This window comes from Dyella sp. EPa41, from assembly GCF_016586165.1.
GTDB lineage: Bacteria > Pseudomonadota > Gammaproteobacteria > Xanthomonadales > Rhodanobacteraceae > Dyella.
The window spans coordinates 1-26,364 of the sequence record NZ_BCPR01000013.1 but is presented as its reverse complement, the minus strand read 5'-3'; the positions used below and the strand labels follow the sequence as shown (position 1 = coordinate 26,364).

Annotated in this window: 19 protein-coding genes; 8 read left to right on the top strand and 11 right to left on the bottom strand. The window is 64.3% G+C overall.

The features are described from left to right. Positions 1-22: 22 nt before the first annotated feature. The 5 genes from sufD to JMF82_RS06405 are packed head-to-tail and all read right to left on the bottom strand — an operon-like array spanning position 23 to position 4,711. The gene (sufD, locus tag JMF82_RS06425; protein WP_201313700.1) at positions 23-1,342 is read right to left on the bottom strand and encodes a Fe-S cluster assembly protein SufD; all 1,320 of its coding nucleotides are present in this window, start codon (positions 1,340-1,342) and stop codon (positions 23-25) included. Then, a complete protein-coding gene (gene sufC, locus JMF82_RS06420) occupies positions 1,339-2,109 on the bottom strand; it encodes a Fe-S cluster assembly ATPase SufC (RefSeq protein WP_201313699.1) in 771 nt (256 codons plus the stop codon). The genes sufD and sufC overlap by 4 nt, the downstream gene beginning before the upstream one ends. Positions 2,110-2,127: 18 nt before the next feature. Further along, positions 2,128-2,757 carry a class I SAM-dependent methyltransferase gene (locus JMF82_RS06415; protein WP_201313698.1) on the bottom strand — a complete coding sequence of 210 codons (630 nt, stop codon included), beginning with the start codon at positions 2,755-2,757 and terminating at the stop codon, positions 2,128-2,130. Further along, entirely contained in the window at positions 2,754-4,232 is a 1,479-nt protein-coding gene (gene sufB / locus JMF82_RS06410) for a Fe-S cluster assembly protein SufB (RefSeq protein WP_201313697.1), read from the bottom strand. The genes JMF82_RS06415 and sufB overlap by 4 nt, the downstream gene beginning before the upstream one ends. A 44-nt stretch (positions 4,233-4,276) precedes the next feature. Next, positions 4,277-4,711 carry an SUF system Fe-S cluster assembly regulator gene (locus JMF82_RS06405; protein WP_201313696.1) on the bottom strand — a complete coding sequence of 145 codons (435 nt, stop codon included), beginning with the start codon at positions 4,709-4,711 and terminating at the stop codon, positions 4,277-4,279. Between the two features lie 344 nt (positions 4,712-5,055). On the opposite strand from JMF82_RS06405, the gene JMF82_RS06400 reads away from it, so the two are divergent. The 7 genes from JMF82_RS06400 to motB all read left to right on the top strand — a co-directional run bounded on the left by JMF82_RS06400 (position 5,056) and on the right by motB (position 12,442). Beyond that, positions 5,056-5,394 (top strand): P-II family nitrogen regulator, encoded by a 339-nt coding sequence (locus tag JMF82_RS06400; RefSeq protein WP_038615807.1) that lies wholly within the window; start codon positions 5,056-5,058, stop codon positions 5,392-5,394. Continuing rightward, complete coding sequence (locus JMF82_RS06395) at positions 5,378-6,721, top strand: ammonium transporter (RefSeq protein WP_255559928.1); 1,344 nt, start codon at positions 5,378-5,380, stop codon at positions 6,719-6,721. The genes JMF82_RS06400 and JMF82_RS06395 overlap by 17 nt, the downstream gene beginning before the upstream one ends. A gap of 465 nt (positions 6,722-7,186) precedes the next feature. Then, complete coding sequence (locus tag JMF82_RS06390; RefSeq protein WP_201313695.1) at positions 7,187-8,200, top strand: phosphotransferase; 1,014 nt, start codon at positions 7,187-7,189, stop codon at positions 8,198-8,200. Continuing rightward, a complete protein-coding gene (gene murU / locus JMF82_RS06385) occupies positions 8,197-8,907 on the top strand; it encodes an N-acetylmuramate alpha-1-phosphate uridylyltransferase MurU (protein WP_201313694.1) in 711 nt (236 codons plus the stop codon). Before JMF82_RS06390 ends, murU begins: the two co-directional genes overlap by 4 nt. A gap of 277 nt (positions 8,908-9,184) precedes the next feature. Then, positions 9,185-10,300, top strand: coding sequence for a sterol desaturase family protein (locus JMF82_RS06380; protein ID WP_201313693.1), 1,116 nt, complete (start codon positions 9,185-9,187; stop codon positions 10,298-10,300). A gap of 250 nt (positions 10,301-10,550) precedes the next feature. After that, positions 10,551-11,420 carry a flagellar motor stator protein MotA gene (motA, locus tag JMF82_RS06375; RefSeq protein WP_201313692.1) on the top strand — a complete coding sequence of 290 codons (870 nt, stop codon included), beginning with the start codon at positions 10,551-10,553 and terminating at the stop codon, positions 11,418-11,420. Next, the gene (motB, locus tag JMF82_RS06370; protein ID WP_201313691.1) at positions 11,417-12,442 is read left to right on the top strand and encodes a flagellar motor protein MotB; all 1,026 of its coding nucleotides are present in this window, start codon (positions 11,417-11,419) and stop codon (positions 12,440-12,442) included. Before motA ends, motB begins: the two co-directional genes overlap by 4 nt. 450 nt (positions 12,443-12,892) lie before the next feature. On the opposite strand, the gene JMF82_RS06365 is transcribed toward motB, so the two are convergent. Continuing rightward, entirely contained in the window at positions 12,893-15,922 is a 3,030-nt protein-coding gene (locus JMF82_RS06365) for a TonB-dependent receptor (RefSeq protein WP_201313741.1), read from the bottom strand. A 551-nt stretch (positions 15,923-16,473) separates the two neighbouring features. On the opposite strand from JMF82_RS06365, the gene JMF82_RS06360 reads away from it, so the two are divergent. Beyond that, positions 16,474-16,842: a hypothetical protein gene (locus JMF82_RS06360; RefSeq protein ID WP_201313690.1), complete on the top strand. Its 369-nt coding sequence runs from the start codon at positions 16,474-16,476 to the stop codon at positions 16,840-16,842. A gap of 428 nt (positions 16,843-17,270) precedes the next feature. Here JMF82_RS06360 and JMF82_RS06355 read toward each other — a convergent pair whose 3' ends face one another. The 5 genes from JMF82_RS06355 to tgt form a co-directional block, all read right to left on the bottom strand. Then, the gene (locus JMF82_RS06355; protein ID WP_236585323.1) at positions 17,271-20,315 is read right to left on the bottom strand and encodes a TonB-dependent receptor; all 3,045 of its coding nucleotides are present in this window, start codon (positions 20,313-20,315) and stop codon (positions 17,271-17,273) included. Positions 20,316-20,819: 504 nt separating this feature from the next. Further along, the gene (gene secF, locus JMF82_RS06350) at positions 20,820-21,785 is read right to left on the bottom strand and encodes a protein translocase subunit SecF (protein ID WP_201313689.1); all 966 of its coding nucleotides are present in this window, start codon (positions 21,783-21,785) and stop codon (positions 20,820-20,822) included. A gap of 16 nt (positions 21,786-21,801) precedes the next feature. Further along, entirely contained in the window at positions 21,802-23,673 is a 1,872-nt protein-coding gene (secD, locus tag JMF82_RS06345; protein WP_201313688.1) for a protein translocase subunit SecD, read from the bottom strand. Positions 23,674-23,765: 92 nt separating this feature from the next. After that, on the bottom strand, positions 23,766-24,032 hold the full coding sequence (yajC, locus tag JMF82_RS06340) for a preprotein translocase subunit YajC (RefSeq protein ID WP_236585331.1): 267 nt from the start codon (positions 24,030-24,032) through the stop codon (positions 23,766-23,768). Between the two features lie 422 nt (positions 24,033-24,454). Continuing rightward, positions 24,455-25,582: a tRNA guanosine(34) transglycosylase Tgt gene (gene tgt, locus JMF82_RS06335; protein ID WP_201313687.1), complete on the bottom strand. Its 1,128-nt coding sequence runs from the start codon at positions 25,580-25,582 to the stop codon at positions 24,455-24,457. Positions 25,583-26,364: the final 782 nt, after the last annotated feature.

Sequence of the window (26,364 nt, the reverse complement as noted above, 5' to 3'; positions counted from 1 at the left end):
CCTTGTTGCCTTGGAATCGCCTTCACGCGGAAGGCAGGTGCGCCATCAGCTGATGATCGAGATGTTCGCGCAACGCATCGTTGTCGAGGGAGGCGAACACCGCGCGGCAAAACGCCGCCGTCAGCATGGCGCGCGCTTCGGCGAGCGGTATGCCGCGCGAGCGCAGGTAGAACAGCGAACGCTCGTCCAGCTGTCCAACGGTGGCGCCGTGGGCGGCCTTTACTTCGTCCGCATAGATTTCCAGTTCGGGCTTGGTGTCGATCTCGGCCTGGCCGGAGAGCAGCAGGTTCTTGCTGCTCAGGCTGGCATCGCTGCCGTCGGCGCCTTGCGCCACCACGATGGCGCCGCGGAACACGCCGCGCGAACGCTGGTCGGCCACGCCGCGCCAGACCGAATCCGAAGCGGTACCGAGCGCCTGGTGGCGGATGGCCATCTGCGTATCGACATGCTGGCGGCCGTTGAGCACGAACACGCCGCGCGTTTCCAGTCGCGAACGGTCGCCTGCCAGCGTGGCGTGCAGGTCGTGGCGCACGAGCGCGCCGCCGAGTTCCAGCACATGCGACGCGGCTTGTGCGTCCTCATCCAACTGCATGCTGTCATGGCGTACCAGGGTGCTGCCGGCCGACGCGTCCTGCAGTGTGACCCACCGAAGGCGGGCACCCTTGCGCAGCGCGATGTCGGTGACCTGCGTACCCAGGTGCTGCTGCTCGCCGCTGGCGACGTGATGCTCGACCAGCGACAGTTCGGCGCCCTCGCCGAGTTCTACGATGTGCCGCATATGCCAGGCGAGATCACCCTCGGCCGCCGCACCGACGAACACCAGGTGCACGGTCTGCGCCACCGTGGCGTGGGGCGCGACGCGCAGCACGACGCCGTCGCCGGAGAGCGCCGCGTTGAGGCGCGCGAATGCATCACCGCCTTCGCGGTAGTGACGCGAAAGCGCGAAGCGCAGGGGTTCGGCATCACCCTGGAGCGCCTGCGAGAGCGGCTGCAGGCTCAGGCCGGCAGGCAGCGCATCGACGCGCGAAAGATCGGCGCGGAACACGCCGTTGACGAACACCAGCGCGGGGCCATCGACGCCCGGCAGCGTGATTGCCGCGGCATCCACGGCGCGCGTCGTCGCCTGCGCATCGCCCGGCGCAAACCGGCGCTGGCCCAGCGCGCGCAGCGCGGTGTATTTCCATGCTTCCACGCGGGTATCCGGCAGGCCGGCCGCGACGAAGGCATCGAGATTCTCCCGGCGGGCCGCGTCCAACCAGCCGATGCCGCTGCCCGGCAGCTGCGCCTGCGCGGCGGCTTCCAGCAGCGATTCGACGAACGGCGTGCGTTGCGCTTCGCTCATGCCGAGGCCCCGCTAAGCGCCGGATCCTTGTCCGCCACCCAGGCGTAGCCGTGCTCTTCCAGCTTGAGCGCCAGCGTCTTGTCGCCGCTCTCCACGATGCGGCCGCCGGCCAGCACGTGCACGAAATCGGGCTCGATGTACTCGAGCAGGCGCTGGTAGTGGGTGATCACCAGGAAACCGCGTTCCGTCGTACGCAGCGCGTTCACGCCCTGCGCGACCTGCTTGAGCGCGTCGATGTCCAGGCCCGAGTCGGTCTCGTCGAGGATCGCGAGCTTCGGCTCCAGCACGGCCATCTGGAAGATCTCGTTGCGCTTCTTTTCGCCGCCCGAGAAGCCTTCGTTCACCGCTCGGTGCAGCAGCTCGTCGGAGATCTGCATGATCTTGAGCTTCTCGCGCACCAGCTTGAGGAACTGCATGGAATCCAGTTCCTTCTCGCCGCGCTGCTTGCGCTGCGCGTTGAGCGCGGCGCGCAGGAAGTAGGTGTTGTTCACGCCGGGGATTTCGACCGGATACTGGAAGGCCAGAAACACGCCGGCGGCAGCGCGTTCTTCCGGCTCCAGCGCCAGCAGGTCGATGCCGTTGAAGGTCACCGAGCCTGCGGTCACTTCGTAACCGTCACGACCGGACAGCACGTTGCCCAGCGTGGACTTGCCGGCGCCGTTCGGTCCCATGATCGCGTGCACCTCGCCCGGATTCACGGTGAGCGTGAGCCCCTTGAGGATGTCCTTGCCCTCGACGCGGGCGTGCAGGTTTTCGATCTTCAGCATGGTGGTTACTCGATGGAATCAGGCGTTGTCGCCACCGCGGCGACGAAGCACGGCATAAGTGAAAGCTTGGGAACCGCCGGCCGGCGTGCGGTGCACGTCGCGACTGGTGGCGATCAGTTCGAACGAATCCTTGAATAGCGCGGCCAGCGCGGGTGCGTCATAGCGCGCGACGGGCAGGCCGCTGCAGCGCTCGGGGCCGTCCGCCGCGAACACGCCGATGACGGCATGGCCGCCGGCCTGCACCGTGCATGATGCCGCTGCGACGTAACGCGCGCGTTCGTCCGCATCGACCAGGAAATGCAGCACCGCGCGGTCATGCCATAGCGCGACAGGCGGCCATTCGGCCCTGGTGACGTCGCCGACGACCCAGTGCACGGCATCGGCCTTCGCGCCGAGCCGGCGCCTCGTTTCATCGAGCGCCACGCCGGAAAGGTCCAGCACGCTCACGTCGCGGAATCCGCGCGACAACAGGTCATCGACCAGGGTGGAGCGACCGCCGCCCACGTCCAGCACGGGCTGGTCACGAGCCAGGTCCAGCGCATCGATCAGGCGCAGCGATTCGTCGAGGCGCGCGCGGAACCAGCTGGTCTGCGCCTCGCCCTTCTCGCTGTACACCGTGTCCCAATGCGATGACCGTACCGCGCTCATCCCACCGCACCTTCCAGCGAGACTTCCAGCAGCTTCTTCGCCTCGACGGCGAATTCCATCGGCAGCTCGCGGAACACCTGCTTGCAGAAGCCGTCGACGATCATCGACACGGCATCTTCCTCGCCGATGCCGCGGCTGCGGCAGTAGAACAGCTGGTCGTCGGAAATCTTCGAGGTGGTGGCCTCGTGCTCGACGATGGCGGTCGGGTTCTTCACTTCCATATAGGGGAAGGTGTGCGCGCCACACTTCTTGCCGATCAGCAGGCTGTCGCACTGCGTGTAGTTGCGCGCGCCCTCGGCGCCCTTCTCCACCTTCACCAGGCCGCGATAGCTGTTGCTGCTGCGCCCGGCGCTGATGCCCTTGGAGACGATCTTGGACTTGGTGCCCTTGCCGAGGTGGATCATCTTGGTGCCGGTGTCGGCCTGCTGGCGATGGTGCGTGAGCGCCACCGAGTAGAACTCGCCCACCGAGCGGTCGCCGCGCAGCACGCAGCTGGGGTATTTCCAGGTGATGGCCGAACCGGTTTCCACCTGCGTCCACGAGATCTTCGAATCGTCGCCGCGGCAGTCGCCGCGCTTGGTCACGAAGTTGTAGATGCCGCCGACGCCGTTCTCGTCGCCGGGGTACCAGTTCTGCACGGTCGAATACTTGATCTGCGCCTTTTCCAGCGCCACCAGCTCCACCACGGCGGCGTGCAGCTGGTTCTCGTCGCGCATCGGCGCGGTGCAGCCTTCGAGGTAGGACACGTAGGCGCCCTCTTCCGCGATGATCAGCGTGCGTTCGAACTGGCCGGTGTGGCCGGCGTTGATGCGGAAGTAGGTGGACAGCTCCATCGGGCAGCGCACGCCCCTGGGGATGAACACGAACGAGCCGTCGGAGAACACCGCGGAGTTGAGCGCGGCGAAGTAGTTGTCGCCGGTCGGCACCACGCTGCCGAGGTACTTCTGCACCAGTTCGGGATGTTCGCGGATGGCTTCGCTCATCGAGCAGAAGATCACGCCGGCTTCGGCCAGTTCCTTGCGGAAGGTCGTGCCCACGGACACCGAGTCGAACACCGCGTCCACGGCGACGCCGGCGAGCTTGGCGCGCTCGTGCAGCGGCACGCCGAGCTTGTCGTAGGTCTCCAGCAGCTTCGGGTCGACTTCGTCCAGCGACTTGGGCTTGTTCTTGGGCGAGGCGTAGTAGCTGATCGCCTGGAAATCGATGGCGCCGATGTTGAGCTTGGCCCAGTGCGGCTCGGGCATGGTGAGCCAGTGGCGATAGGCCTTCAGGCGCCACTCGGTCATCCATTCCGGCTCCTGCTTGAGCGCCGAAAGCTGGCGGATGATGTCCTCGGACAGGCCGGGTGGCAGGCTGTCGGTTTCGATGTCGGTGACGAAACCGGCTTCGTAGCGGCGGCCCAGCGCGGCGGCCACTTCGGCGTTGTCGCGAAGCGTGGCGGAGGTATCGCTGCGGTCGGTGGTTTCGGTAGTCATATCGATCTTCGTGTCGTCGTCGGGGGCGGTCGTTGCGCGATCGGTCAGCCGATCAGGGTCGCATCGATGCGGCGACTGGGAGGTTTGAGCATGTCGGACAGGCTGATGGCGCGCAGGGCGTTGTCCACCACGCTGTTGACGCGTTGCCAGTTGGATCGCACGCCGCACTGCGACTCGCGATCGCACTGGCCTTCGGCGAGGCTGCATTCGGTCATGCCGATGGGGCCTTCCAGCGCTTCGACGATCTGCGCCAGGGTGATCTCCCCGGCCGGACGCGCCAGGCGGTAGCCGCCATTGACGCCGCGGAAGGACTCCACCAGCCCCGCATGCCCCAGCGACTTGAGCAGCTTGCTCACGGTGGGCAGCTCCAGGCGCGTCTCATCGGCGATCTGCGCCGTGCTGAGCACGTCGTCGGGATGGGCGGCGATGCAGGTCATCACCACCGTGGCGTAGTCGGTGAGGCGGCTGACGCGAAGCATGGGGAGCGGCCGGAAGGGACTGCGGGAATCGGTACCAAAATGGTACTGATTAAAGCCTCATGGGTCAAACCGTGGCGGTGCACCAAAAGCGGGCGATCGCCGGGTGTAACGCCCCGTTTTCGGGCAATGCCGGCGTCCTTCGAAGCTGGCGGCCGAGGCTCCACTCACCGTCATCCCGCCGAAGGCCGGGCTCCAGCGCCTTGCAACCCATTGAAGCGACTGGATTCCGGCCTGCGCCGGGATGACGAAAGGAACGGCACGCGAATGCGTCATGGCTCATCGCATCGTCATGGCACGCATCCTGCTGCACCGCGACATATCCATGTCACGGGGAGCGTTCGGGGATGAAATGGATCACGGCGATCATCAAGCCGTTTACGCTGGACGACGTCCGGCAGGCGCTGACCGAGGTGGGCGTGACGGGCATGACCGTCACGGAGGTAAAGGGCTTTGGCCGCCAGCACGGGCATACCGAGCTGTACCGCGGCGCGGAGTATGTCGTGGACTTCCTGCCCAAGCTGAAGCTGGAAGTCGCCGTGGCCGATGAGCAGGTCGACCAGGCGGTCGAGGCCATCATCGGCGCGGCGCGTACCGGCAAGATCGGCGACGGCAAGATCTTCGTGAGCGAGCTGGAGCAGGCGATCCGCATCCGTACGCAGGAGGTCGATGTCGATGCGCTGTAACGCCAAGCTCGTCCGCCCTGCGCTCGCGCTCGCCGCGCTCGTCGGCACCTCGCCGGCATGGGCCCAGGCCGCCGCCACGACGACCCACATAGACAGCGGCGACACCGCGTGGATGCTCACGGCCACGGCGTTCGTGCTGCTGATGACCATCCCTGGACTGGCGCTGTTCTACGGCGGCATGGTGCGCGCGAAGAACCTGTTGTCGGTGCTGATGCAATGCTTCGCCATCACGGCACTGGTGACGGTGCTGTGGCTGCTCTACGGCTTCTCGCTCGCGTTCAGCACCGAGGGCATGCAGGCGGGCGTGACCAACCTGCACTCGTTCATCGGCGGCCTCGATCGCGTGCTGCTGGCCGGGCTCAAGCCCGATTCGCGCTACCAGACGGTGCCGGAAAGCGTGTTCGTGATGTTCCAGCTGACCTTCGCCATCATCACGCCCGCGCTGATCATCGGCGCCTTTGCCGAGCGCATGAAATTCAGCGCCCTGCTGTGGTTCAGCGGGCTATGGCTCACCATCGTCTACCTGCCAGTGGCGCACATGGTGTGGAGCGGCCCGGGTTCGTTCCTCGGCGACCTGGGCGTGCTCGATTTCGCCGGCGGCACCGTGGTGCACATCAACGCCGGCATCGCCGGCCTCATCGCCTGCCTGGTGATCGGCAAGCGCCGCGGCTACCCCCACGTGCCCATGCCGCCGCACAACCTCGGCTACACCGTGGTGGGCGCGAGCCTGCTGTGGCTGGGCTGGTTCGGTTTCAACGCGGGCTCGGCCGTGGCCGCCAACGGCAGCGCAGGCATGGCGATGCTGGTGACGCAGATCGCCACCGCCGCCGCCGCGCTGGGCTGGCTCGCGGCCGAATGGATCGCGCATGGGCGTCCCAGCGTGCTGGGCATCGTCTCCGGCGCCGTCGCCGGACTCGTAGCGGTGACGCCAGCCGCCGGTACGGCCGGCCCCGGTGGCGCGCTGGTGCTCGGCTTGATCGCCGGCGTGATCTGCTTCTTCAGCGCCACGCGGCTCAAGCACAAGCTCGGCTACGACGATACGCTCGACGTGTTCGGCGTACACGCGATCGCCGGCATTGTCGGCGCGCTGCTTACCGGTCCGCTGGCCTCGCCCAGGCTGGGCGGTTTCGGCGCCGTCGAATCCCTGTGGGGACAGTTGTGGATCCAGGCGAAGGGCGTGGGCTTCACCGTCGTGTGGAGCGCCGTGCTCAGTCTCGTCATCCTCAAGCTGATCGACTGGACGCTCGGCCTGCGCGTGGACGACGAGCAGGAAATGGTCGGCCTCGATATCGCGCTGCACGAAGAAAAGGCCTACAACCTGTCGTGAACCGCCCTTCTCCCTCTCCCCTTTGGGGCACGCGGGAAGCGGCCATGGATGGCCGCGGCTTTGAGGAGCGAGGAGAGGGTTGGGGTGAGGGCCACGCCTGCCTCATGGCTTGATCGAAGCGCGCCTCGTAGCAGCATCATCGCGAGCACCCACCCCTCACCTCAGTCCTCTCCCCTGAAGGGGAGAGGAAGTAAAGAGCAAGCAGCCGTTCCACATGCTGCAAAAGAACCATGTTGCTCCCTCTCCCCTCCGGGGCACGCGGGGAGCGGCCATGGATGGCCGCGGCTTTGAGGAGCGAGGAGAGGGCCGGGGTGAGGGGCCAGGCTTGCGACAACCACCTCCTTTGTAGGAGCGCACCCAGTGCGCGACCGCAAGGCCTCGGTGCCGCGGTCGCGCACTGGGTGCGCTCCTACAGTTGAAGGGCCTCACCCGCTAAGCTGCGTGCATCACCTCACGCAGCACGCCATGACCAACGCCCTCGACCGCGCCGCCGCCCGCCTGGCCTGGACCCGCACTGCCCTCGGCGACGCCACGCTCACCCTCGAATCTGCCTCGTCCGACGCCAGCTTTCGCAGCTATTGGCGTACGCGCCACAACGGCCGCAGCTGGATCGTGATGGATTCGCCGCCGGACAAGGAAGATCCACACCCCTGGCTGGACATCGGCGGGCGCCTGGCGGCAGCGGGTGTGCACGTGCCCGCGGTGCACGCGAAGGATCTGGAGCAAGGCTTCCTGCTGATCGAGGACTTCGGCAATCGCCTTTACCTGTCCGAGCTCAACGAACAAACGGCCGATGCGCTCTACGGCGACGCCATGGATGCCCTGCTGCTCATGCAGACGCGCATGAGCCATGACAACCTGCCGCCGTTCAGTCACCAGGTGCTGGTAGCCGGGCTGGAAGTGATGCCGGAATGGTTCCTCGGCCGCCACCTCGGCCACACGCCGAGTTGCGGCGAGTGGGACGTGCTGGAAGCCGCATTCGACGTGATCATCCGCAACGCGCAGGAGCAGCCACGCTGCTTCGTGCATCGCGACTACCACAGCCGCAACCTGCTCGTCGTCGACAGCAACAATCCCGGCGTCATCGATTTCCAGGGCGCGCTCGCCGGCCCCATCGCCTACGACCTCGCCTCGCTCTTGCGCGACGCCTACATCGTGTGGCCGCGCGAGCGCGTGGAAGGCTGGATCGAGTCGTATCGCCAGCGCCTGCTCGGCGCGGGCGTGATCGACGGCAAGGTGACGCCCGAGCGCTTCCTGCGCTGGGTGGATCTCACCGGCATGCACCGCCACGTGCGCGTGCTCGGCCAGTTCTATCGCCTGTGGTATCGCGACGGAAAACCCGCTTATCTCGCGAACGTGCCCACCGTCTATCACTACGTGGTGTCGGTGGCGCGCCGCTATCCGGAACTCGCCGACTTCGTCGCCTTGCTGGAGCGTCACGCGGAAGGCCGCGACCTTACGCAGGTGGCCGCGGCATGAGGCACGCGCTGATCTTCGCCGCCGGCCTGGGCGAGCGCATGCGCCCGCTCACCAACCACACGCCGAAGCCTTTGTTGAAGGTCGGCGCCAAGCCGCTGATCGAATGGCATCTGGAAAAGCTCGCGGCCATCGACGTGCGCTACGTGGTGATCAACACCTCGCATCTCGCCGACCAGTTTCCCGACGCGCTCGGTGATGGATCGCGCTGGGGGTTGCGCCTTCGTTATGCGTACGAAGGCCCCACCCCGCTGGAAACCGGCGGCGGCATGCTCAATGCGCTGGGTCTGCTCGGACCCGAACCGTTCCTGGTCATCAGCGGCGATGTATGGACCGATGCGGATTTCGCCGCCCTGCCCGCGGCGCCCGCGGGCATCGGGCATCTGCTGATGGTCGACAATCCCGCGCATCACCCCGGCGGCGATTTCTCCCTGGACGCGCAGGGTGTACTGCACGATGGCGATACGTTGCCTCGCCTCACCTACAGCGGGATCGGCGTGTTCCGTCGCGAACTGCTGGATGGCTGGCGCGATGTGGTCGACGATGCCGGCGCGCGGGAAAAACCGCCACGCTTCAAGCTCAGGCCACTGCTGGAACGCGCGATGTCGCAGGGAAAGCTGCATGGCAGCCACCATCGTGGTGCCTGGGCCGATGTGGGTACACCCCAAAGGCTCGCCGAGCTCGACGAAAAGCTCCTCGCCAAGACATGACAACGGTGGGAGCGCACCCTGTGCGCGACCGCAGAATTGCCGGCTCGACGCTCCGTCAGGCTGTCGCGCACAGGGTGCGCTCCCACAGATGAGGCTTGCAAGCCCGCGGCTGTGCCTCGCCCAGACCATGCGCCGCAAAATCCTGCCGGTTTGAGGCTTTGCCGCACACGGAGGTATCCTAAACCGCCCGGTTCTGTAGTCTGAGGGCGCCAGCGTGGCGCGCTTGTCCGACCTGCCTCCTTGCAGGACCGTCCGTTTTCCCCGCAAGGTATCGACGATGTCCGAACTGTGGTCCCACCTGGTCAACTGGTTCAGCAGCCATGGCGTGCAGCCGGTGCTGCAGTTCCTGCACTTGCAGGGCCTCGCGGGCGACCCCAACGACATCGCCGAATCGCTGCTCATCGCCACGCTGCAACTGTGCATCATCGGCTTCATCTTCCGGCCGCTGGAAAGCATTGTGCCGGCGGAGAAGTGGACCGATCGCAAGCTGACGAAAGTCGATTTCCAGTACACGCTGTTGATGCTAGTCGGCATCTTCCCGATCTTCAGCTACCTGGTGCTGACGCCGATCGCCAATTATTTCGGCGGCCCCGATACCGGCCCCAGCGACGCAAGCGCATCGCCGCTGGCGATCACTCACTGGTTTCCCGCGCTGAAAGAGCATCCGTGGCTGCTGTTCGGCTGCTACTACATCGTCTATGACTTCACCTACTACTGGATGCATCGCCTGCAGCACGCACTGCCGTGGTGGTGGGCGCTGCACAGCATGCATCACAGCACGCGCCAGATGAGCTGCTGGACGAACGATCGCGGCAGCCTCATCGACGGTTTCATCCAGTCGATGATTCTCGCGACGGTCGGCATCGTGATGGGCGTGGAGCCCGACCAGTTCGCCTGGCTCGTGCTGGTCGGCGAACTGGTGCAGAACTTCTCCCACGCGAATGTGCGCATCGGCTTTGGGCCGGTATTCAATCGCCTGTTCGTCGCGCCGAAGTTCCACCGGCTTCACCACATGCTGGTCGATCCGACGCGGCCCAACCTGCACAACTGCAACTTCGGCCAGGTGTTCTCGATCTGGGACGTGCTGTTCGGCACGGCACTCTACGGCGAACCGCTGCGCCCCACCGGCGTAGGTGATCCGATGGTGGACGACGACAACAACCACGGCCTGATCGGGCTGCACTGGAACGCATGCAAACGCTTCCTGGGCGCGGTGCGGCGCCCGGCGGGATGGAAATTCGGCGAGGTGGCCTTCAGCCCGAACTACGAGCCGATCCCGGTGGACCAGCTCGACCTGCATGCGCTGGGGCATCACGTCATGCAACCGTCGTCGGCACACGCAGAACCGCCATTGCCGGACGACGTGGCCCAGGAAAGCGCGTCGACGGCCTGACTTTCGCGGCAGCCTATCCAGAAGCGCGGATGAGTGCAGGCGTTGTAAGGCGCGCGTGGTTGATGACGACGTCATCGGCCATTTCAAACTCCACACTGCCTTCTTGCCCGAACCTTACGAAGCCATGCCGCAACATCGTGATGGCGGGAAACGCGCGTTTTCAGGCCACCCAAACGTTTTCTCAACTTTCCCGCGCAGGCGCCGATAAGCCCTGGGCACGGAGTAATGGGCTCCGTATTCCGGAGCGAATATGTTGGTCCTCGTCGGCGCCTTCGTGGTCCTTGCGTGCGTGCTCGGTGGTTTCGTGTTGTCGCATGGCCAGATTCTCGCGCTGTGGCAACCCTATGAATTGCTGATCATCGGCGGCGGCGCGGTGGGCGCCTTCGTCTCGGCGAACCCGGCCAAGGTGGTGAAAGCGGCGCTGCGCGATGCGATGGGCCTGCTGAAGGGGCCCAAGTATTCGAAGCAGGATTACATCGACCTGCTGTCGATGCTCTACGACCTGTTCAGCCTCATGCGCAAGGAAGGCCTGCTCGGCATCGAAGAACACATCGAAGACCCGCAATCGAGTTCGCTGTTCTCCGCCTACCCGCGCCTGTTGCGCGAGCATCACCTGATCGAATTCACCACCGACTGCCTGCGCCTGATCGTCGGTGGCAGCATGAATCCGCACGAGCTCGAGCAGCTGCTGGAAGTGGAGCTGGAAACGCATCACCACGAAGCCATGGCGCCTGCGATGGCGGTGACCAAGATGGCCGATGCGCTGCCGGGCTTCGGCATCGTGGCAGCCGTGCTCGGCATCGTCACCACCATGTCTCAGCTCGGCGACGACACCTCGCGCATCGGCATGCACATCGCGGGCGCACTGGTCGGCACCTTCCTCGGCATCCTGCTGTGCTATGGCTTCGTCGGCCCACTGGGCGCGGCGATGGAAAACCGCGTGCAGGAAGATGGCCGCGCATTCGAGTGCGTGAAGATCGCCCTGCTCGCCAACCTTCGCGGCTATAACCCCAAGGTCGCCGTGGAATTCGCCCGCAAGTCGCTTTCCACCCATACCCGCCCCGGCTTCCAGGACCTGGAAGACCATCTCAAGGCGTCGCCACGCAAGGCGACGGCATGAGCGATCAAGGCGACTTGACGCCCATCATCGTGCGCCGCGTAAAGCGGCGCGGGCATGGCCATCACGGCGGCGCGTGGAAAGTGGCCTATGCCGACTTCGTAACGGCGATGATGGCCTTCTTCCTGGTGATGTGGCTGATCGGCGCCGGCACGCGGCAGCAACGCGCGGCCATTTCCGAATACTTCAAGAATCCCAGCATGACGCAGGGAACGAGCACCATGGCGCCTTCCGGCCAGACCGGTCCGGGCGGCGCCAGCAACAGCATGATCAAGCTCGGCGGCGCGATGGATCTGCCGCACGGCCCCGGCCACGACAAACAGAACGCCGCCGCGGCCAGCGTCGATCCGAAGGAGATCGAGAAGGAAGCGCGCAAGCAGGAACGCGCCCGGCTGGAAGAACTGATGCAGCAATTGCAGGCCGCCATCCAGAGCAGCCAGGCGCTCGAGCCGTTCAAGGACCAGCTCTTGCTGGACATCACGCCCGAGGGGCTGCGCATCCAGATCGTGGACAAGCAGAACCGCCCGATGTTCGACCTGGGCAGTGCGCAGCTGAGGCCGTATACCACGACGATCCTGCAGGAACTGGCCGGCTTCATCAATCGCGTACCCAACCGCATCAGCATCTCGGGCCATACCGACGATGCGCAGTACAGCAGCGATCATCACTACGGCAACTGGGAGCTTTCGGCCGATCGCGCCAACGCGGCGCGGCGCGCTTTGCTCACCGGTGGCATGAGCGAAGACAAGATCGCGCGCGTGGTGGGACTGGCAGCGTCGGTGCCCTTCGACCGCGCCAATCCGGGTGATCCGATCAACCGCCGCATCAGCATCATCGTGATGAACAAGCAGGCCGAAGCGAGCTCGCTGTCGCAGGACGCCGGCCCCGTCGACGCGAAGGCGACAAACGCCCTGCTGCCCGACGTCGCGCCCATCGCGCCGGCGGCCATGGCAACGCCCACCATCGAAGCCAGCCACAACGCGGCTCCCGAGGACGCTGCACAGGTGCGCCCCGCTTCACCCTGAGCCATTACGTTGCGGCGGCGTCACCACGGTCAAGGTGAAGTGCACTGTTGGCAGACCGGCGTCGATCGATGGCTGCCTATCCAGCAGAGGTGGGAACGCTTTTCGTCGACCGTTGCCAATGACGGCGCCAGAGCCAAGATAGGCACGCTTTCGCGCGCAAACACGGCGCGGCGGGATGCCCCGTGCTCGCGGCGGACAAGGACCGCGCTCACCGTCGCCCGGGCTTGGGGTGTACGACCTGAGGCAGAGACCCCACCAGCATTGTCCGCCAATACCGTCGCGACATAAGCGCGGCCGCCACGGGGCGTTCGCACTGCATAAAAAAAACCGCCGGGATAAGCCGGCGGCTGCAAAGCGCTGTGCATCTTTCTTTGCGATGAGGTCGCCACACGATGCCGGGAGGGAGGTGGCATCGTGTGGCGAGCCGGCCTTGCGGCCGGCGGGACTGGCTTAGAAGTCGTACGAGACCGCGAAACGGGCGTAGCGCGGCGTGGTCTGGTACTGCGTCGTGCCGTAGGCGTTGGAGACGGTGAACGGGGAATCCTCGTACGTCGCTTCCAGCACGGTCGGCTTGCGCTCGTTGAACACGTTGAAGACATTGAGGCTGAAGGCGAGCTTGTTGTCGGCGAACGCCGGACGGTAAGTCACGCCCAGGTCAACGATCTTCTGCCACGGCAGGTGACCGATCGTACCCAGAGTGGACGGCTTGCCGCCGCACCAGCGATAGGCCGAGCCATAACCGGTGGTGGGATCGGTTTCATCCGGACCGTAGTAGCCCAGGCAGGCCTTCGGCGCGCCCGACATCACGCGCAGGGCGCCCGATACCATCCATTCCGGCGACACCATGTAGCTGCCGTAAGCCTTCAGCTGGTGCGTGCGGTCGTTCGAAAGCACGCCGTTGCTGTTGACCATGAGCGGAGCCGAATCCCAGTCCTGCGTCTTGGAGATGTCGTCCTGGCCGATCGTGGAAAGCACCTGGCCTTCCGTGTTGCCGTAGCTGCGCGAGAACGTGTAGTCCACGCGTGCCTGCCACTTGCCATCGAACGGATGCTCCAGGAACAGGTCCAGGGCGTAGTACTTGCGCTTGGCGCCGGTGGAGAAGCCCCAGTCCTTCGTCGACATGTTCACCTTCTCGTAGCCCGAGCCATCCACCTTGGCCAGCAGGAACGAGTTGTTCTCGCCCGGATTGAAGATCAGGCAGCCGTTCGGCAGGTTTACGGAATCCGGGTCAATACCCTGTGCAACCGCCTTGTTGATCAGAGGGTCCATGTCGCAAACGTCGTCAATGGCCGTCTGCAGCTTGCGCACCGTGCCCTTGGCGCCAAATACCCAATCGGTGCCCAGCATCTTGCTGAAGCCGAGGATGGCTTCGTCCTGGTACTGCGACTTGAGGTTGCTGGCGGTCACCGTCTTGGCATCAGGCGCCTGGCCATACTCGCCGTTGGTCGACACCGGGCCTGGGCCAAGCGGCGTCAAGCCGGTCGGGTTGCCGTTGGCGTCGATACCCGAATAGGTGAAGTACTCATAGGTGAACGTGGATGCCGAAGCGCCACGGATCGCTACGCTGTTGGGCAGAGCCAGATAGTAACGGCCGAGATTGCCGAATACCTTGAAGCTGGAGTCGCCGAACACATCCCAGCTGAAGCCCAGGCGCGGCGCCCACTGGTTATTGTTGTCGACGTACGCTTTGCCCGCGCTGTTGTAGTTGGTGAACTGGTCGTTGCGGATACCCAGATTCAACAGAAACTTGTCGTTGATCTGCCAGCGGTCTTCCAGGTACTGGGCCTTCTGGTCCACCGACATGCTGGTGGTGGTGGTGAAGACGTACTTGCGGACGTAGTAACCGTCACCGCCCGGCGCGCCAACACCCTGACCCGCCGACAGCGGATTGTTCGGACGGGAGGTGTGGCCGTAGAGCCACGCATAGGCCGGGCCGCTCACCTGCTGACCTTCGTCGGTCGCGGTGTAGTGCATGTTGTCGATACCGGCCGCCAGCGTGTGGTCGCCGAGCTTGTACTCCAGGTCGAGACGCAGACCATGGGTCTTGTTGTGCGCGTTCGGGTCCTTCACATAGAGGATGGTGTTGCCGTTATAGATCGGGTTGCCGCCGGTGATGGCCGGATCCTGATTGGTCGGACTGCTCAGGTATACCAGGCTGGGATCGATACCTGGGACATTGGAGTAGTCGATCGCGCGGTTCTGGCCGTAAGTCGCGGAGAACGTCAGGTTGTCGGTGATATAGCTGGTGTACTTGCCGACCCAGATATCCGAACCCGTCTTCGTCGACGTGTCGTTGCCGATGAACTCGCCGGTCTTGCCGGTCTCGTAGTCGTACGCGTACTTGACGCCGCTGTACTCCGTCTTGTTGGAGATGCCGGTCAGCTCGAGGATGTTGCTGTCGTTGATGTTCCAGTCCAGCTTTACGTAGTACTTCGGCACGCTGTACTTGTAATTCGTGTTGGCCGGCTGCGCGGAGGTCGCCGAAGAGGTCGACGTACCCTGCTCCTTCTCGGCTTCCGCTGCCACGAAGAAGAACAGCTTGTCCTTGATCAGCGGACCGCCCACGTATAAGTCGTACGTGGTGTTCCACTTCGTATTGCCCTTGCGGCTGCGGTACTTGGTGCCCGGCAGCGAGCTGTCGGTGTACTCATCGCCATTCGGCAGAGCCTGGTTCGGGAACAGCGCGTCCTTCGGGTCCTCTGCCAGGAACTTGGGCGACCACATGATCTGGCCACCGAAGTGCCATTCGTTGGTGCCGCGCTTGCCCACCTGACTGATCACGCCGCCATCGGAACGGCCGTACATGGCGCTGTAGCCGCCCGTGTAGATTTCCTGCTGGTCGATGGCGCCATAAGGCAGGCCAATGCCGCCGAGGTTGCTCAGTGGATCGGTCGTGTTGTAGCCATTGATGTAGTACGCGTTCTCGCTCACCGAGGAGCCGCCGAACGACACCACCGGCGAACCCGCCTTCTGGCCGGCGAAGTAGCCGCTACCCTGCACCACGCCCGGCGCCAGCAAGGCAATGGCTTCGGCGCTACGGCCGAGCGGCAAACGCTCGAGATCCTGCGAGGTGATCACCGTGCGCGAATCCACCGACGACACGTCGATGGCCGGCAGCGCATTGGCGGTCACCGTCACCGAAGCCAGCGCCTGCGCGTTGGCGGCCGCCGCAAAGGTCACTTCCGTACCCGCGTTCACCGTGATGGCGACATCCTTGCGGCTGTCGACGGTGGCGCCGTCCTTCTGCAAGACCACCGAATAGGTGCCCAGCGGCAGGTTGCTGATGCGATAGCGGCCCGAGGTATCCACGGTCGCCGAACGGCTGATGCCGGTGGAACTGGTGACGGTGACCGTTTCGCCGGCTTCCGCCTGGCCGAAGATGGTGCCGGTGGTGGACTGGGCGAAAGCCACGCCGGCCAGGCCCATGGTCATCGCGGCAGCCAGCGTCGTCCGACGCAGCATCACCGCCCGATTCAACATACGAAAGCTCATCTAATGGATCTCCCCGTAACAGCCCCGAAAAAAGGGCAAAAAGAAGCCTGCCGGTCGTCCAGAGGACGATCGGTTCAAGTTGCCGTGTGGTGCGGTCCTGTCAGGCTCCCCCTGCAGAAACCACCCTCCCCCCTGACGCGACACGTAGGTGCTTGCGACTCGTCGCTGAACCTGTCTACAAGCTGTCGTCGATAGGGCTTGCTGGTGAAGGTAGAGTGTTTTCTTACGGAATGTCAACTTCCCGTAAGCGTAAATTAACGTCTTCTTTCCCGGGTCAGCACCTTCACGCGCGACCGTTGTCGCCGTAACTGATTATTTACAGGGAAGAAAACGAGCTCCCCCTTCTGGCGATTACCCATGCGGCGCCACGGCATTGAAGTGTGGGCATCGGTTCGGAAGAACTAACGCCTCCGTCGGCACTACCTTTCGCGAAGCCTACGAACTGCAATTATTTGCGATGCACTTCTCAGTCTTCCTTCTGTTCGGCCCCTAGCTTCACCTTTGGTTCAACAAGGGAGAAAGCAGTAATGAATCGGAAGATGTCAGCGCTGTTCGTTGGAGCCCTAGTCATGTCCGCTGGCGCATTTCAAGCGCATGCGGCACCGAAGTACGCAGGCTCGGTTATTTTCTACGACATAAACGGAATTCCGGTAGGTCAGCAGATTTCCTACTGCCTCGGGAACATCGTGCATGCTGGTAACGTTTCATCGCAGTACAAGGCAGTCCTGCAGTATTCATGTCCCTCAGGATTTCCCACCGAGAACGATGTCTACGGTCCCGTCCTTAACTACGTGTTGCCGCCGAATATATCCATCGAACAGGCGTGTGACTTCAGCCGTTGCCCGACCACGGGGCCGCAGCAGATTCCGGGAACAGGTTGGATCTATGAACCTGGCAGTGGCCTTTGAGAAACTCGATACGGAGCAGGGTTAAGACTCCCGCAGCGTTCAACACGATACGGTTCTAGTTCGCCTAATTGAAACCGGGGCGTACGCGTAAACGTATGCAGGTCCAAATCCCACCCTCTCCCAGAAAAAAGGGCTTGCAGCGATGCAAGCCCTTTTCTTTGTTTTTTGTAGTTGCCCGTAAAAAATTTGACTAACCAGGCGACATTTTCCGTGACTGAGCAGCACGGAGTTCTAGCCCACTCCCGGGTGATATCAATCCATGAGCGGGCAGCCCAATCTTGCAACCGTACTGGCAACAGACGAAAAAAAGCCGCCAGGATCACTGGCGGCCCGGGAAGAAGATTCCGTTGTGACTTTCTTGTGTCTCGACCACCACGCGGCGCCGCAAGGCAACCGCGTGGCCAGGCCGGGTGAGCCCGAGTGCTTGCTTAGAAGTCGTACGTGACCGAGAAACGACCGTAACGCGGCGTGGTCTGGTACAGGGCGGCGCCGTAGGTGTTCGACACGGTGTAACGACCCGACTCGTAGGTTGCGTCGAGCACGGTCGGCTTGCGCTCGTTCAACACGTTGAACACGTTGAAGTTGAACGCCAGCTTCTGGTCCGCGAACGACGGACGGTAGGTCACGCCCAGGTCCAGGAACTTGGTCCACGGCAGACGGCCGTTGCTACCCAAGTTGGTCGGCTCGCCTGCGCACCAGCGGTACTTGGACTTGTAGCCCGACGGATCGCTTTCGTTGGTGCCGTAATAGCCCAGGCAAGCCTTGGGTGCGCCGGACATGATGCGAACCGCGCCGGAGACCATCCATTCCGGCGAGATCTGGTACGAGCCGTACGCCTTCAGCTGGTGGGTGCGGTCGTTCGAGAGCACGCCGTTGCTGTTGACCATCAGTGCCGGGGTATCCCAGTCCTGCGTCTTGGACACGTCGTCCTGGCCGATGGTGGAGAGCACCTGGCCTTCCGTGTTGCCGTAGCTGCGCGAGAAGGTGTAGTCGACGCGGCCCATCCAGGTGCCGTCGAACGGATGCTCCACGAACAGGTCCAGGGCGTAGTACTTGCGCTTGGCGCCGGTGGAGAAGCCCCAGTCGCTGGTCGACATGCTGACCTTGGAGTAGCCGCTGCCGTTGGCGTTCTTCAGCAGGAAGGTGTTGTTCTCGCCCGGGTTGAAGATCAGGCAGCCGTCGGGGATGACGACGCTGTCCGGATCGATGCCGCTCTTGATCACCTTTGCTTCAAGCGCATCCGGGTCGCACACGTCGTCGATCGAGGTCTGCAGCTTGCGCAGCGTCACCTTGGCGCCGGCCACCCAGTTCGTGCCGAGCATCTTGTTGAAGCCGAGGATGGCTTCGTCCTGATACTGCGACTTCAGGTTCGACGCGGCGACCGACTTGGGATCCGGCGCAACGCCGTACTCGCCGTTGGTCGACACCGGGCCCGGGCCCATGGCCTTCAGGCCGGTCGGTGCGCCGTTCGCGTCGATGCCGCTGTAGGTGAAGTACTCATAGGTGAAGGTCGACGCCGAGGCGCCGCGGATCGCCACGCTGTTGGGCAGCGCGAGGTAGTAGCGGCCGAGGTTGCCGAACACCTTGAAGGTGGAGTCGCCGAACACGTCCCAGCTGAAGCCCAGACGCGGCGCCCACTGGTCCTTCTGGTCGACGTACTTCTGCGCGGCGCTGTTGTAGTTGGTGAACTGGTCGTTGCGCAGGCCCAGCTTGACCATCCAGCGGTCGTTAATCTGCCAGGTGTCTTCCAGGTACTGGGCCTTCTGGTCCACCGCCATGCTGGTGGTGGTCTGGAAGATGTAGCGCGCGGCGTAGTAACCGCGGCCGCCCGGCGCACCGACGCCAAAGGCAGGCTGGATCGGCACGTTTTCCTTGCCGGCAGCCGCCTTGTAATAGATCCAGGCGTAACCCGGGCCGCTCACCTGCTGGCCTTCGTTGATCGCCTTGTAGTGCATGTTGTCGATACCGCCGGACAACAGGTGATCACCCAGCTTGTACTCGAGGTCGAGGCGCAGGCCATGGGTCTTGTTCTTCGCGCCCGGGTCCTTCACGTACAGCACCGAGTTCGAGTTGCGGATCGGGGTGCCGCCGGTGAGGGTCGGATCCTGGTTGGTCACGCCACTCAGGTAGGTCTGGGTGGTGGTCAGGCCCGGCGTGTTCGAATAATCGATCGCGCGGTTCTGGCCGTAGGTCGCGGTGAACGTCAGGTCGTCGGTGATGTAGCTGGTGTACTTGCCGACATAGATGTCCGAACCGGTCTTGGTCGACGTGTCATGGCCGGCAAAGCCGCCCTCGACGCCGGTCTTGTAGTCGTACTTGTAGAGGTCGCCGCTGTACTCGGTCTTGCTGGAGATGCCCGTCAGCTCGAGGATGTTGCTGTCGTTGATGTTCCAATCGAGCTTGGCGTAGTACTTCGGAATGTCGTACTTGTAGTAGGTGTTCGCGGGCACGGCTGCCGACGACGTGGAGGTCGACTTGCCTTCCTGGCGCTCGGCTTCCGCCGCCACGAAGAAGTACAGCTTGTCCTTGATCAGCGGGCCGCCGACGTAGGCGTCATAGGTGCGGTTCCACTTCACGTTGTCCTTGCGCGAGCGGTACAGCGTGCCCGGCAGGTTCTTGTTGGTGTAACCGTAGCCCGCCGGCAGCTGCTCGTTCGGGTAGTAGATGCTCTTGGGATCTTCCGCGAGGAACTTCGGCGCCCACAGCACCTGGCCACCGAAGTGCCATTCGTTGGTACCGCGCTTGCCGACCTGGCTGATCACGCCGCCGTCGGAACGGCCGTACATGGCGCTGTAGCCGCCGGTGTAGATTTCCTGCTGGTCGATCGCGCCGTACGGCATGCCGACGCCGCCCAGGTTCTTCAGCGGGTCACTCGAGTTGTAGCCGTTGACGTAGTAGGCGTTCTCGCTGACCGACGAGCCGCCGAAGGACACCACCGACGAGCCAGCCGTCTGGCCGCTGAAATAGCTGCTGCCCTGCACCACGCCCGGAGCGAGCAGCGCGATCGCTTCGGCGCTGCGGCCGAGCGGCAGGCGCTCGAGGTCCTGCGAGGTGATTACGGTGCGCGAATCCACCGACGACACGTCGATGGCCGGCAGCGCATTGGCCGTCACCGTGACCGAGGAAAGTGCCTGCGCATTGGCGGCCGAGGCAAACGATACTTCGGTACCCGCGTTCACCGTGATGGCGACATCCTTGCGGCTGTCGACCGTAGCGCCGTCCTTCTGCAGCGTGACCGAATAGGTACCCAGCGGCAGGTTGCTGATGCGGTAGCGGCCCGACTGGTCCACGGTGGCCGAACGGGTGACACCGGTGGTGCCGGAAACGGTCACCGTCTCGCCGGCTTCCGCCTGGCCGAAGATGGTACCGGTGGTGGACTGGGCGAAGGCCACGCCCGCCAGGCTCATGGTCAGCGCGGCGGCAAGCGTCGAACGACGCAGCAGAACGGCCCTGTTCAACGAACTAAAACTCATCTGGATCTCCCCAACAGCCCATGCGTGGGCAAAAGAAACCTGCCGCTCGTCCTTGGGACGATCGGAGTTAGCTGTCTTCTAGTGCGGATCTGACAGGCTCCCCCTGCCGAACCACCCCCGTTCCCTCCGGTGCGGCGAACGATTTCTTACGCCAGGCCTTGGATGGGCTGACTCAGGACTGTCGCCGGGATGAGGGAATCGTGAAGGTAGAGCGTTTTCTTACGATTTGTCAACTTTCCGTAAGAATAATCGTCAATTTCTTACGATGCGGCTTGTCAGGCAAATCCTATCGGCCTGGTCGGATTTCCAGACGCCAGACCCGCTCGTACGAGCGCCCCTGAGCCCGCGACCGGAGTCCTGCGGGGCACCCTGGCGAGGCCCATCGATTCGCTGTACGTCACGCTGCGAGGGCGTTGAGACGCGCCGGCGGAGCGAGCGACCGGCAAAAAAAACGGCCCGGGATTTCCGGGCCGTTCTGCTCAGCATGTTGCCAAGGGCGAAACCTCAGGGCCGGCGCGCCAGCTCCGGGTTCTCCTTGGTCTTGGGCATCAGGTCCTGCTTGGACACGCCGAGCCACAGCAGGATCGGGCTGGCCACGAAGATCGAAGACAGCGTGCCGACCAGGATGCCGATCAGCATGGTGATGGCGAAGCCGTGCACCGCCGGGCCACCAAAGAAATACAGCGCGGCCATGGTGATGCCGGTGAACAGCGCGGTGATGATGGTTCGCGACAGCGTGTTGTTGATCGAGCGGTTGAGGATCTCTTCCGGCTCGGCCTTGCGGGCCAGGCGGAACAGTTCGCGCACGCGGTCGAACACCACCACCTTGTCGTTGATCGAGTAGCCGATCACCGCCAGCACCGAGGCCAGCACCGTCAGGTCGAACTCACGCTGCACCAGCGCGAAGATGCCCACGGTGACCAGTGCGTCGTGCGCCTCGGTCACGATGGCGGCGACGGCGAAGCGCCATTCGAAGCGGATGCCCAGGTACAAGCCGATGCCCAGCACCACCACGATGGCGGCCACGATGCCGTCGCTGCGCAGCTCCTCGCCCACGGCGGAACCCACGTAGTCGCGGCTCTTGAGCTTGGCATCGGGGCGAGCCACCTGCAGCACCTTGGTGACGTCCTCGGCGATCTTATCCAAGTTGACCTTGCCGCCGCTGGCCACGCCCGAGTTCGGGTCGTCCTTCGGCTGCAGGCGGACGGAGATTTCCTTGGTGCCGCCCAGGCTCTGCACCAGGGCATGCTCCATGCCGCCCTTCTCGAGGGCGTCGCGGACTTCACCGACCTGCACCGGCTGGTCGTAGTCCATCACCAGCGATACGCCGCCGGTGAAGTCGAGGCCATAGTTGAGGCCCTTCACCGCGATGAGCGCGACGGAGGCCACCATCAAGAGGATGGCGAGGCCGACACTGAACTTCCTCATGCCGAGGAAGTTCACGTTTGCGTTGTGGTTGAAGATTTCCATGATTGATTGTTCCTCTTCAGACCGACAACGTCTTGAGCTTGCGATGACCGTGGATCAGCGCGGTGATCGCGTGGGTCACGGTGACCGAGGTGAACATCGAGGTCAGGATGCCGATCAGCAGCGTGACGCCGAAGCCCTTGATCGAGCCGGAACCCATCGTGGTCAGCGCCAGTGCGGCGATCAGGTGCGTGACGTTGGCGTCGAGAATGGTGGCCCACGCCTTGTCGTAACCGGCGCGGATCGCCGCGTGCGGCGTCGAGCCGTTGCGCAACTCTTCGCGTATGCGTTCGCAGATCAGCACGTTCGCGTCGATCGCCATGCCCAGCGTAAGCACGATACCGGCGATGCCCGGCATGGTGAGCGTGACGCCCACCGCCGACATCACGGCGATCAGGATCACCAGGTTGAAGAACAACGCCACGTCGGCCACGAGACCGAACAGCTTGTAGTAGAGGGCGGCGGCGAGCAGCACCAGGGCGAGGCCCAGGGTCACGGCGCGCAGGCCCTTGGCGATGTTGTCCTGGCCGAGGCTGGGGCCGATCACGCGCTCCTCGACGATGTCGATCGGCGCGGCCAGCGAACCGCCCTTCAGCAGCAGGGCTAGCTCGGAGGCTTCCTTCGGGCTGCGCAGGCCGGTGGTCTGGAAGTTCTTGCCGAACACGCCGTTGATGGTGGCGTAGTTGATCACCTCTTCGGTGATCTTGGGCGTGCGCACTTCCTTGCCGTCGACCACCTTGGTCTCGACCACGCGCTCGACGTACACCACGCCCATCGGCTTGCCGACGTTGCCGGTGGTGAAGTCCAGCATCTTCTTGGCGCCGGCCGAGTTGAGCGTGACCGACACGGCAGGCGAACCGCTCTGCTGGTCGAAGGTGGACGAGGCATCCACCAGCTGGTCGCCGGTGACGATGATGTTCTTGCTGAGCAGGTACGGCTGGCCTTCGCGGCCCTTGTACAGGCGCGCATCCGGCGGAACGATGCCCGAGCGCTGCGCGTCGATGGCCTGCTGCGGCGTGCCGTAGCCCGCGCGGTATTCCAGCGTGGCGGTGGCGCCGATCAGCTTCTTGGCTTCGGCGGTGTCCTGCACGCCGGCCAGCTCGACCACGATGCGGCTGTCGCCCTGCTGCTGGATGATCGGTTCGGACACGCCCAGCGCATTGATGCGGTTGCGCAGCGTGCCAAGGTTCTGGCGGATGGTATTGAGCGACAGCTCGCGCAGCTTGTCCGGACGCACGGTGGCGTTGAGCGGATAGCGGTCGCCGGTGGCGTTGCCTTCCTGCACGGTGAGGTCGGGATACTCGGTGGCGATGATGTTGGCAGCGGTCGCGCGGTCCTCATTGGACTTCAGCACCACCAGCACGCCCTGGCCACGCTGGCTGTTGCGCGTCACCGAGTCGTAGCGGATGTTCTTTTCGCGCAGCAGGCTGCGGATGTCATCCGCATAGCGGGTTTCCTGCTTGTCGACCACGTCGCTCTGGTCGACCTGCATCAGGAAGTGCACGCCGCCCTGGAGGTCCAGGCCCAGCGGCATCGACTTGGCGCCGATCGCATTGAGCCAGCCCGGCACGGTGGACTTGAGGTTGAACGCGACCGTGTAGTCGTCGCCCAGCACCGCCTTGATCGCGTCCGCCGCGCTCTTCTGCACGTCGGCGTTGGCGAAACTGGCCACCAGATGGTCGCCCTTGATCTCGATGCCGGTATTGGCGACGTTCGCCTTCGTCAGGGCATCGGACACCTTCTGCTCGAGCGCCTGGTCGACCGTGCCGTTGCGGTTTGCCGTGATCTGCACGGCAGGCACCGGCAGGAACACGTTGGGCAGCGCATAGACAATGCCGAGCACCAGTACGATGGCGACCAGCGCGTATTTCCAGCGTGGAAAATCACTCATGCCTTGAATCCGTCAAAAGCCGCGGCGCGAGGCAGGCCGCGGCAAGCAATGCGTCGTTGAAGCCGGAGCCCCTCCACTCCGGCAAGCCGCCCTCAGGACGACTTCAGCGTGCCCTTGGGCAGTACCTGCTGCACGGCGCCCTTCTGCAGCTTGATCTTCACGTTCGGTGCGATCTCGACCGTGATGAAGCTCTCACCCACTTCATCCACCTTGCCGGCGATGCCGCCGTTGGTGACCACTTCGTCGCCCTTGGACAACGCGGCGACCATGTTGCGGTGTTCCTTCTGGCGCTTCATCTGCGGGCGGATCATCAGGAAATAGAAGACCACGAACAGCAGGATCAGCGGCAGGAACGTCATGATCGGGTTCGGTGCGCCGGCTGCCGGAGCGGCCTGGGCGATCACGAAGGACGTCGGAAAAGTCATCAGCTTGTCTCGCAAGTTATGGTTCCAACAGGGATTTCCGCTGGAACCTGATAAAAGATCGTGGATTATGCCACGCGCCCCCGGGCCCTGCATGCGTCACAAGACCCGCCCGCCGAAGGTTCTGGCGTCGGAATGGGCGGTTTCCAAGGGGCGGGACCGGGGTGAGGGGGCGTTGGTTCCCTCGATCCCCCTACCCGTCATTCCGGCGCAGGCCGGAATCCAGTGACCGCCAGGGTTGGTTGTCGCCAAAACCTATCTGGATAGCGGCTCGCGATAACCGGGCCACCCGGCTGCTGGATTCCGGCCTGCGCCGGAATGACGAGCAGGGAGGACGCGGCAGACTGGCCCGGCCGACCTCAGGCCGCCACACCACCCGCCCGGCGGGCATAGAACTCCGCCACGAAGTCATCCAGCCTGCCCGCAGCGATGGCCTCGCGCAGGCCGGCCATCAGGCGCTGGTAATGCCGCAGGTTGTGCATGGTGGCGAGCTGGCTGCCGAGGATCTCGTTGCAGCGATCCAGGTGACGAAGGTAGGCGCGGCTGAAGCCGTTGCTGCAGGCGTAGCAGTCACAGCCTTCCTCGATCACCCGGGTATCGAGCGCGAACTTCGCGTTGCGGATGCGCAGCGTGCCTTCGGCAGTGAACAAAAAGCCATTGCGCGCATTGCGGGTGGGCATCACGCAGTCGAACATGTCGATGCCGCGACGCACCGCCTCCACGATGTCCTCCGGGCGCCCCACGCCCATCAGGTAACGCGGCTTGTCCGCCGGCAGCAGCGGCACGGTGAAGTCCAGCGTGTGGTTGCGCTCGGCTTCGGGCTCGCCTACGGCAAGGCCGCCCACGGCGTAGCCATCGAAACCGATGTCGACCAGGCCTTCCGCCGAGCGGCGGCGCAGGCTCTCGTACACGCTGCCCTGCACGATGCCGAACAGCGCGTTGGGGTTCCTGAGGTCATCGAACGCACGGCGCGAACGCTCGGCCCAACGAAGGCTCAACTCCATCGAGGTGGAGGCGACCTTCTCGGTGGCCGGATATGGCGTGCATTCGTCGAAGATCATCGCGATGTCCGAGTCGAGCACCTTCTGGATGCGCATCGACTCTTCCGGCGACAGGAACACCTTCGAACCATCGACGGGCGAAGCAAACGCCACGCCCTCCTCCGTGATCTTGCGCTTGTGCGCCAGCGAGAACACCTGGAAACCACCGGAATCGGTGAGGATGGGCTTGTCCCAGCCGATGAACTTGTGCAGCCCGCCGAACTGCTCCACGACCTCCAGGCCGGGCCGCAGGAACAGGTGGAAAGTGTTGCCCAGGATGATCTCGGCGCCGATCTCGCGGATGTCCCGCGGGGTCATCGCCTTCACCGAGCCATAGGTGCCCACGGGCATGAAGGCAGGCGTCTCCACCGTGCCGCGGTCAAACGTGAGACGGCCTCGACGGGCCGCGCCGTCGGTGGCCTGGAGTTCGAAAGTCAGGGAAGTCATCGGGGGATTATCGCGTTTTCTGGGGTTTGATGCTGTTGGAGGGCTTCAGGGCCTGCCTGCTCTCCTTCCCCTCCGGGCAACCCGAAGGTAGTCGCCGTGGAGCGATAGGGCTGGGGTGCGCGGCCAACCCCGCCTCACAACTCGCCCCTTGCTCCCGCGCCCCTCTGTAGGAGCGCACCCTGTGCGCGACGGCCTTTCGCGCCGGTCTGCATGTTCGTCGTTTCGGTGCATGAAGATTTCTGATGCGGTCGTTGCCGGGTTCCGCGATCGGGCTCGCCTGCGGCGGGCTTCCGAGCCGCTGCCGCGGCCCGGGTCACTTTTCTTTGCTTGCTCACGCACGCGCAGGAGCGCGTGCGAACGGCGAAGCCGGCCCGTAGGGCGGAGGGCAGGATGCCCGAAGTAAAGAAAAGTAACCAAAGAGAACGGCACCCCGCGCGGCGCTGGCCGGGCTACGCCCAGCCAGTCCGTGAGGGGTGGCCGGGCTTTTCGACCGGGCTCCTGCCCGGACGAAAAGTGCCCGACGTCCTGTCGGGCACCCCTGCGGGGCCTGATCGTCCACCCCTCACCGCCACACAGGGGTCGTTTGAAGGCTCGTGCCGCGGAGCGGCACATCGCGTCGCGACGCTGATGGCTGCAGTTCGTTGTAGGAGCGCACCCTGTGCGCGACCGCGGGCTGGCAGGGTTGCCTCGATTCACGGTGGTCGCGACTGGAAGGCAAAGGAACATCGCCACGCTGCGGTCGCGCACTGGGTGCGCTCCTACAGAGATAGGGGAGGTTTTGG